Source organism: Bacillus sp. GMa5/1 (genome assembly GCF_050172015.1).
Lineage (GTDB): Bacteria > Bacillota > Bacilli > Bacillales > Bacillaceae_G > Bacillus_A > Bacillus_A cereus.
This window is the reverse complement of the sequence record NZ_JBNLYC010000190.1, coordinates 1-7,015: the sequence shown is the minus strand read 5'-3', so window position 1 is coordinate 7,015 and position 7,015 is coordinate 1. Positions and strand designations below refer to the sequence as shown.

The following is a 7,015-nucleotide window of genomic DNA, read 5'->3' as shown; positions in this document are numbered from 1 at the left end:
GCTATATTCAAAAATTTCCTTTAATTTAACAAATAATAGAAACTTGTCTATCATTTCTTTAGGTAGTTCATTTTCCTCTTGATAGCCTTCAAATAGTTCTTTTGTAATAGAATACTCATAGTCAATGATATTCCCATTTCCAGCAAATGAATATTCTATCGCACTATAAATAGGAACGGCTAAATTGAATATGTAAAAATATTTTTGGAATGAATCCAAGAGAATACCAACGAACAACATGCCTATTCAATCATTTGTTAAACTCAATATAAATAAAGAAGGGGAGTTCAAAATGAATATTTCTAGAAAATTAGAGGTTGAACAGTTACGTAATAAGAATAGTGAGCTATTTGATAAAGATGTACTTAACATATTGAATGGTCAAATGATGTATGAAGAATTTAAAACGGAGGAGCTAATGGGTGAGTCTGATTATGCCCCATTTAACGAGGCCATGTGTGTAAATAGCGTTACTGCACAAGTTTTTGATGAAGAGTTTATTAAAATAAGAGCAGAAGGTCATAACAGTTCAGTCGAAAATTATGCAAAAAAAGTTATAGATCCGTTAGAAAATCTATTTGCGAAAAAGTATAAATGTATTGTTTTATGGTTCGGTGAAGATATGTTTTGCCAAATGAATCTACTTACTTTACTTTCATACCTTGAGCAGTCGTGCTATGAGGGGAAAGTATACTTAAATAGTTTCAGGGAGGATGAATTTAAAGTAAATCAAATTGAACTTGAATTGGGGGATTATTCTACTATATACAATGAAGTATTAGTAAACCATAAAAAGACTTATCATAAAGTACCACCTGTAATGTATCAAGCTATAGATTTATATTTAGAAATGCTAAAAGAAGATAATATCGTAATGAAATTCATCTCTAAAAATAAAGGTTTATCAAATCAAGAATTATTAACAAAGTTGTTTTATCTTTTTCCAACAATCGGATATGGTGATACTCAGTACATAGAACTGATTAATAAAATGAAGAAGAAAACTACACCTAAAATATAGGTGTAGTTTTCTTCTTATAATTGCTCAAGTAATTCTAATTCTTTTTCTACAAATAGCATTAGTTCTTTAATGGTTTCACCAGAGAAATCAAAACGAATACCGGCTGCATCATATACTTCTTTTATAGATTGCGAGCTTCCTAGTGATAATGCCTTTTTATAATTTTCTAGTGTTTGCTTAGGATCCTCTTTATATTGTTTATACATTTGTAATGCCCCAAGTTGGGCAATCGCGTATTCAATATAATAAAATGGTACTTCAAAAATATGGAGTACAGGTAACCAACTCGTTGCTATCCAGTTTTCGTAGCCATCAATATGTATGACGCTAGATTGATAATGTTTTTGAAGTTGTAAGTATTTTTCATTTCTTTCTTCAGAAGTATGAATTGGATTTTCATACAGCCAGTGTTGAAATTGATCTACAATAAGCATAATAGGTAAATATGAAATAACATCTTTAAAGAAGTTAATTTTTGCTTGTTTTAAATCTTTTTTGTCTGTATAGAAGGTATCCCAATAATTAAGCGAGAATAACTCCATTGTCATACTGGCTAGTTCAGCTGTTTCAGCTGGAATTTCTATATACTGTCGTAATTCTAATGGTTTTATGAGTTCGTTATGAATACTATGACCCATTTCATGTATAAAAGTGATAATATCATCTTGTGTATAATTTAAGTTCATAAAAATATAAGATAATTGTGAAGCTGGTAAGTACTCACAAAAGCCACCAGCTGCTTTTCCTTTGCGGCTTGTTAAATCAAGACAATTGTGTTTATACATTCGGTTTAAAAGTGCTGAAAATTCAACATCTAGTTTATTAAAGATATGAGTGCTCTTTTCAATTAAATCATTTTCATTTGCAATAGGTTTAAGTACTTTTTGATCTGGAGTTACAGCTGATACATCCCAAGGGCGAAGTGTATCTACTTGCAGTTTTTCTTTTTTCTCTAGCATTATTTTATCTTTAAGAGGCACAACATACTTACGTATGGATTCGGCTAGTTCATAGCAATCTATCGCTGAATAATCAAAACGCTCGTATTTTTTGAACATATAATCGCGATAATTCTCTAGTTGAATATTTTTTGCTTTTTGATGGCGAATTTCAATTAATTGATTTAATATGTTTTGGAGTTCTTTTTCAACAGATAAAAATTGTTCAGAAATAATAGTTTTTGCCTTTTTACGGATGTCACGATTCGAATCTTGTAAATAGGATTGTAATTCTGTTATCGTTTTTTCTTCTCCGTCCCAAATGGCACTTAATCCTCCAGTGATTTCAAAGTACTCTGTGACTAATTTGTCTTCCTGTATTTCTAATTCAATATTTTCCTCACAAAATAACTTTTGAGCATTTTTTATTTTTGTATCTAATAAACCATATACGTTAGAATCTAATTCCATTCGAAAAGGTGACTCTAAATATTTATTATCCAATAAATTTTGGTACCGCTTTAAAAGTGGCTTTACAAATTGTTGATCATGTTCAAATGTATCCTTTATTTCTTCATCATCCGTATTACATTGAAAGGCGATGTAATGTAATCTTAATTGTTCTTCGATTTCCCAAATTACTTTTGACTGCTCTTTTAACCAATTTTCAAGGTCTAGTTTTGAAGAAATCATCTTATTTAATAAAGTCGAAAGAGTTTTTTCCAATTGTAGTACATTACTAATATCAATCGTATTTACACGTTGCATTATATATCCCTCACTTTTTATTTATTCATAGAGATATTCTATTTATTAATTGTAATTCCCTTGTTAAGTGGGGGAAATGTGAAATAATGTTAAATTTAATAATTATAGAAGGTATTTATATGTCAAAGTAAAAAGTTTATCGTAAATGAAAATGTGTGGAGGGGTGCTACATGAGAAAGGGAACAAAGGTACTTGTATTTTTAATTCCATTTGCTTTATTATGTGCCTGTGAGAATGAGATTGAAGATGCTAAAAGTGAAGATTCTATAGTGATGGATATTGCTACAGCAGCGGTAAAGGAGGAATCTTTTTTTAGTGCTGCTATATGGGATGAAAAAGCAAGAATAGTAGATTTAGAAATTGCTGATAGCGAAAATGCTAACGAAATAAAAAAAGAAATTAATAAAAGATTGCAAATTCAAGGTATTATGTCCTATAAAGTAAATATATCTCAAAGAAACAAAGAGATTGTAAATGCAGAACATAGATGGGAGTTAGTTTTTGGACAGATATTTGATGACGTATTCAGGAAGAATGGATATGAAGGGTTTGGGATTCAGCAAATAAATTATAAAAAGAATCAACCTGTTACCATTGATATAAAAACTAAGATTAGCGATGGTGAAGTAAGGGCGAGAGAACTTGGACAGAAAATAGAAAAAGAAGTTGAAGGGGTACTTAAAACAGAAGCAGTAAAGAAATGGATTGAAAATGATTCATACGCTATTGGGATTTACGATATAGATGATCGGAAAATTAACTAATTGAGGAATGAATGCTATATGAATATAAAATCGATATAATTAAATAGAAAATTGCTGAAGGAGGTGTAATATGTATAAGTATTTACATATTTTAAACGACATAGAAAATATGATTCAAAATGGAGAAATAAATGAAGGAAAGAAATTACCGTCTATACGGTCACTCGTTACGCAATATGAATGTAATAAGGCGACAGTTATACGTGCGCTTCATGAATTAGAAAAGCGTCATATTATATATTCTGTCCCTCAAAGTGGATATTACGTTGTTAAGAAATCTGGGAGTACCATAGAAAATAACGAGATAATTGATTTTGCTTCCTCAGCACCAGATCCAGATGTTTTCCCATATTTAGATTTTCAACATTGTATTAATAAGGCTATTGATACGTATAAAAATGATTTGTTTGTATATGGAACGCCGAAAGGGTTACCATCTTTAATACCAGTTATTCAAAAACAACTAGCAAATTATCAAGTCTTTACAAAAGAAGAAAATATTTTTATAACGTCAGGTGTTCAGCAGGCACTTGCTATATTAACTTCTATACCATTTCCGAATGGAAATGAAACTGTATTAATTGAACAACCAACATATCATCTATATATTGATTATCTAGAAATAAATAAAGTTCCTGTAATCGGTATTAAACGTACGAATGAAGGTATCGATTTGAATGAATTGGAGCAAATATTTCAAACCGGAAAAATAAAATTCTTCTATACGATACCGAGATATCATCATCCGCTTGGAACGTCTTATTCTAAAGATGAGAAAGAAAAAATCACACTATTGGCTAAGAAATACAATGTATTTATAGTGGAAGATGATTATTTAGCAGATTTAGAAACTGATTCAAAAGCAGATCCGTTATATAGCTTGGATAATTGTAGTCATGTCATATATTTGAAAAGTTATTCGAAGATTATTTTTCCAGGTTTACGGGTTGGAGTTGCGGTCATCCCACGATCCATTGCAAATGCTTTCTATACATACAAAAAAATACTAGATATTGATAGTCCGATGATTTCTCAAGCGGCTTTAGAAATTTATATAAAGAGTGGTATGTTTGAACGTCATAAAAGTAAAATTAATTCTTCCTACTACAATAGATCAATAAAACTAGCAGAAACATTAGAAAAAGTGCAAAATGAAAATTCATCATTATTTACATATAATAGACAAAACACACTTGGAATACACACTTGTTTAGAAATGCAGAAAAACATAGTTACAGAAACACTTATACAAAAATTAGGTGACATTCAAATAAGTGTCGATACTATTGATAAGAATTATATGAGGGATTTTCCTAAAGAAAAACTATTAAAATTAAATGTTTCGAATGTAAAAGAAGATAAGATTGAAGAAGGTATTCGTAAAGTAATTGAGGAAATCAAGCAATCAAGACAGTTGGATTTTCAGTTTAGAAAGGAATAATTTGAATTAGGAGGTTTGTTGTGAGATTGTTTTACAATTAGTTACTCCAGATGGAGAAGCCTATATGAGGAAATATGATAGGAAGCATATACCAGAGGTTATAAAGCTGAATAAAATGAAACGATTACGGAGAAAAGTAGCAGTTGTGGCCGGAGCAACTATATATGTAACTGAATAACTATATGTTTTTTAAGAGCACTCTTAGCAAAAAGTGCTCTTTTTCATTAATGTAAATATTTACTTAGCATCTTTTTAAAATGATTTTTATCATAATTTACATATTGCGTAGCTGTATTTCGTATTGAATCTCCCGCGTAAAATCTTTCGTATAATTCGTGTCTTGATCCTAATGGGCTTCCAATAATATCCCAGGCTAACTTAAATAATTTTGTGCGTTGTTCGGCATCTATATTTGTTCCTTTAAAGTGCTTTTTCAATAAATCATCTATTGGACTCTGGAAGTCATTCGAGCTTGAAGGAAGTTGAATGAAACCACCTGCTCCAATTAATTGTAAAATTTCTATTGCACGGGGATAATATTTGGAACCAAGATTCCTTGCAGTTTCGATATATTTAAATTTCGGCAAATAAGTTTTTGTTTCATTTGTAGTACCTTCAACTTCTGCAGCAATTAAAAGTGCGCGAATTGTTTCGATTTGCATAATTAATTCCCCAAGCTTCTCTTGAACATGCAAATAAGTAGTAGCACCAATCGCTTCAGCAATTTCACAAGCAATTGCAGTTATAAATTCTAGCTTTACTACTAATCGTACAATTGCTTGGTGATAAGCTAAACTACTAGAAGCTATATCTGACTTTATTGCCCATAACGCTTCAGGGTTGTTATATAGTAAGACACGTTCCCATGGTACAAATACATTATCAAAGATTAATAGTGCATCCATTTCATCGTACTGTGAGCTAAGAGGGGAATCAACTGTAATTGAATGTGTATTCGCAAATGGTTCTCTACAAACCATATGTAATCCAGGAGAATTGGCTGCCACAATGAGAAAGTGAGCTAAATCTTTTTGAGTATCAGTCAGTTTTGCTAATGGATAGATTAATAAATCATTTGAATAAGGAGAAGCAGTACCGATCATTTTAGCACCACTTAAATAAATTCCGTCAGAAGTTTTCTTCGTAACTCTTAGTAATCCTAAGTCATTTGTATTCAACATTGATTCTGTAGATCGATTTATTTGTGGATCACGTTGAACTACGCTTAAGAACAAGTGATTATCTCTCGCTTCTTCATAATAAGATGTAATTTTATCTGGAAACTGTACATCGAATTTTTTATAAAAATATTTTGATACGTACCAGCCGGTAAGTCTCGATCTTGCGTAATCAGATAGTCTACTCATTACACCGTCTGTAGCATAACTCCACGTTTCAAAAGCGGTTCTCCTCATTAATAATTCGTTATAGGAATTCGGAATTAAAAAGGCCGTATGGACAAATTCTTTCGTTTTTGGGCTAACATATCCAATAGAATCTCTTCGTATTGGATCATCAAACAATGAAAATAAATTAGAAATGGTACTTAATGTTCCTGCAAAATGTTTGTCTGTAGTTACATCTACTTTTTGTCCATAGAGCCAAACGTTACGACCATCTTGTAAGCTCTTTATATAGTAATCTTTCAAATTTTGCATATTTCCTCCTTCTAAAGACTATTCATATATTTGGACATCTTTTAATGGGGGGGAATATACGTGGAAAGTTATTACTGCCGAATCTGTAGCATTATACATTTTATGCACAGTATCTTTTTTTACTGTGAAAATATTTCCCTCTGTAAACTCTTCAATCCGCTCGCTATTATTTTCGTACGTTATATTTTATAGCGTACCATTGACTATTAGTATACATCCTACAGATATTCCGTGATCGTGCACAAAAGTCTTTGCTTTGCTGGGGAAATTTAATACTAAAATCTCTACAAATTCAGACTGATAGATAACGTTCCGTCCGTATTCAAGATTAACTGGTGAAGTAATAAAAGGAGATATTTTATGAAGTGAAATATTTAATGATTGAATAACGTGTATTAAATTGACCGTATCGTAGTTACATAGGT

6 protein-coding genes and 1 pseudogene are annotated in these 7,015 nt (G+C 31.0%); 3 read left to right on the top strand and 4 right to left on the bottom strand.

Features of this window, described 5'->3' with window-relative positions; all coding sequences use genetic code 11:
- Positions 1-240 (bottom strand): aminoglycoside phosphotransferase (locus ACQGSG_RS24845; RefSeq protein ID WP_426948243.1); only part of this gene is annotated, 240 nt, incomplete at its 3' end.
- A gap of 52 nt (positions 241-292) precedes the next feature.
- Here ACQGSG_RS24845 and ACQGSG_RS24840 point away from each other — a divergent pair.
- Positions 293-1,021, top strand: a complete 729-nt coding sequence (locus ACQGSG_RS24840) for a hypothetical protein (protein WP_002101028.1) — start codon at positions 293-295, stop codon at positions 1,019-1,021.
- Between the two features lie 14 nt (positions 1,022-1,035).
- On the opposite strand, the gene ACQGSG_RS24835 is transcribed toward ACQGSG_RS24840, so the two are convergent.
- The gene (locus tag ACQGSG_RS24835; RefSeq protein ID WP_001190034.1) at positions 1,036-2,727 is read right to left on the bottom strand and encodes a M3 family oligoendopeptidase; all 1,692 of its coding nucleotides are present in this window, start codon (positions 2,725-2,727) and stop codon (positions 1,036-1,038) included.
- Positions 2,728-2,897: 170 nt separating this feature from the next.
- Here ACQGSG_RS24835 and ACQGSG_RS24830 point away from each other — a divergent pair, with 170 nt between their 5' ends.
- Together ACQGSG_RS24830 and ACQGSG_RS24825 are read left to right on the top strand one after the other, a co-directional pair.
- Positions 2,898-3,491 (top strand): DUF4030 domain-containing protein, encoded by a 594-nt coding sequence (locus ACQGSG_RS24830; RefSeq protein WP_325843078.1) that lies wholly within the window; start codon positions 2,898-2,900, stop codon positions 3,489-3,491.
- Positions 3,492-3,561: 70 nt separating this feature from the next.
- Positions 3,562-4,932, top strand: a complete 1,371-nt coding sequence (locus tag ACQGSG_RS24825; RefSeq protein ID WP_098430637.1) for a PLP-dependent aminotransferase family protein — start codon at positions 3,562-3,564, stop codon at positions 4,930-4,932.
- 224 nt (positions 4,933-5,156) lie between these two features.
- On the opposite strand, the gene ACQGSG_RS24820 is transcribed toward ACQGSG_RS24825, so the two are convergent.
- Both ACQGSG_RS24820 and ACQGSG_RS24815 read right to left on the bottom strand, forming a co-directional pair.
- The gene (locus ACQGSG_RS24820; protein WP_001180375.1) at positions 5,157-6,590 is read right to left on the bottom strand and encodes a 4-hydroxyphenylacetate 3-hydroxylase family protein; all 1,434 of its coding nucleotides are present in this window, start codon (positions 6,588-6,590) and stop codon (positions 5,157-5,159) included.
- Positions 6,591-6,608: 18 nt separating this feature from the next.
- A pseudogene (locus ACQGSG_RS24815) lies at positions 6,609-7,015 on the bottom strand (cysteine dioxygenase); the annotation flags it as partial.

Excerpts from the sequence above, each read along its gene's own strand:
- ACQGSG_RS24820 (WP_001180375.1), bottom strand. The coding sequence starts at position 6,590 with ATGCAAAATTTGAAAGATTACTATATAAAGAGCTTACAAGATGGTCGT.
- ACQGSG_RS24830 (WP_325843078.1), top strand. The coding sequence starts at position 2,898 with ATGAGAAAGGGAACAAAGGTACTTGTATTTTTAATTCCATTTGCTTTA.
- ACQGSG_RS24840 (WP_002101028.1), top strand. The coding sequence starts at position 293 with ATGAATATTTCTAGAAAATTAGAGGTTGAACAGTTACGTAATAAGAAT.
- ACQGSG_RS24835 (WP_001190034.1), bottom strand. The coding sequence starts at position 2,727 with ATGCAACGTGTAAATACGATTGATATTAGTAATGTACTACAATTGGAA.
- ACQGSG_RS24825 (WP_098430637.1), top strand. The coding sequence starts at position 3,562 with ATGTATAAGTATTTACATATTTTAAACGACATAGAAAATATGATTCAA.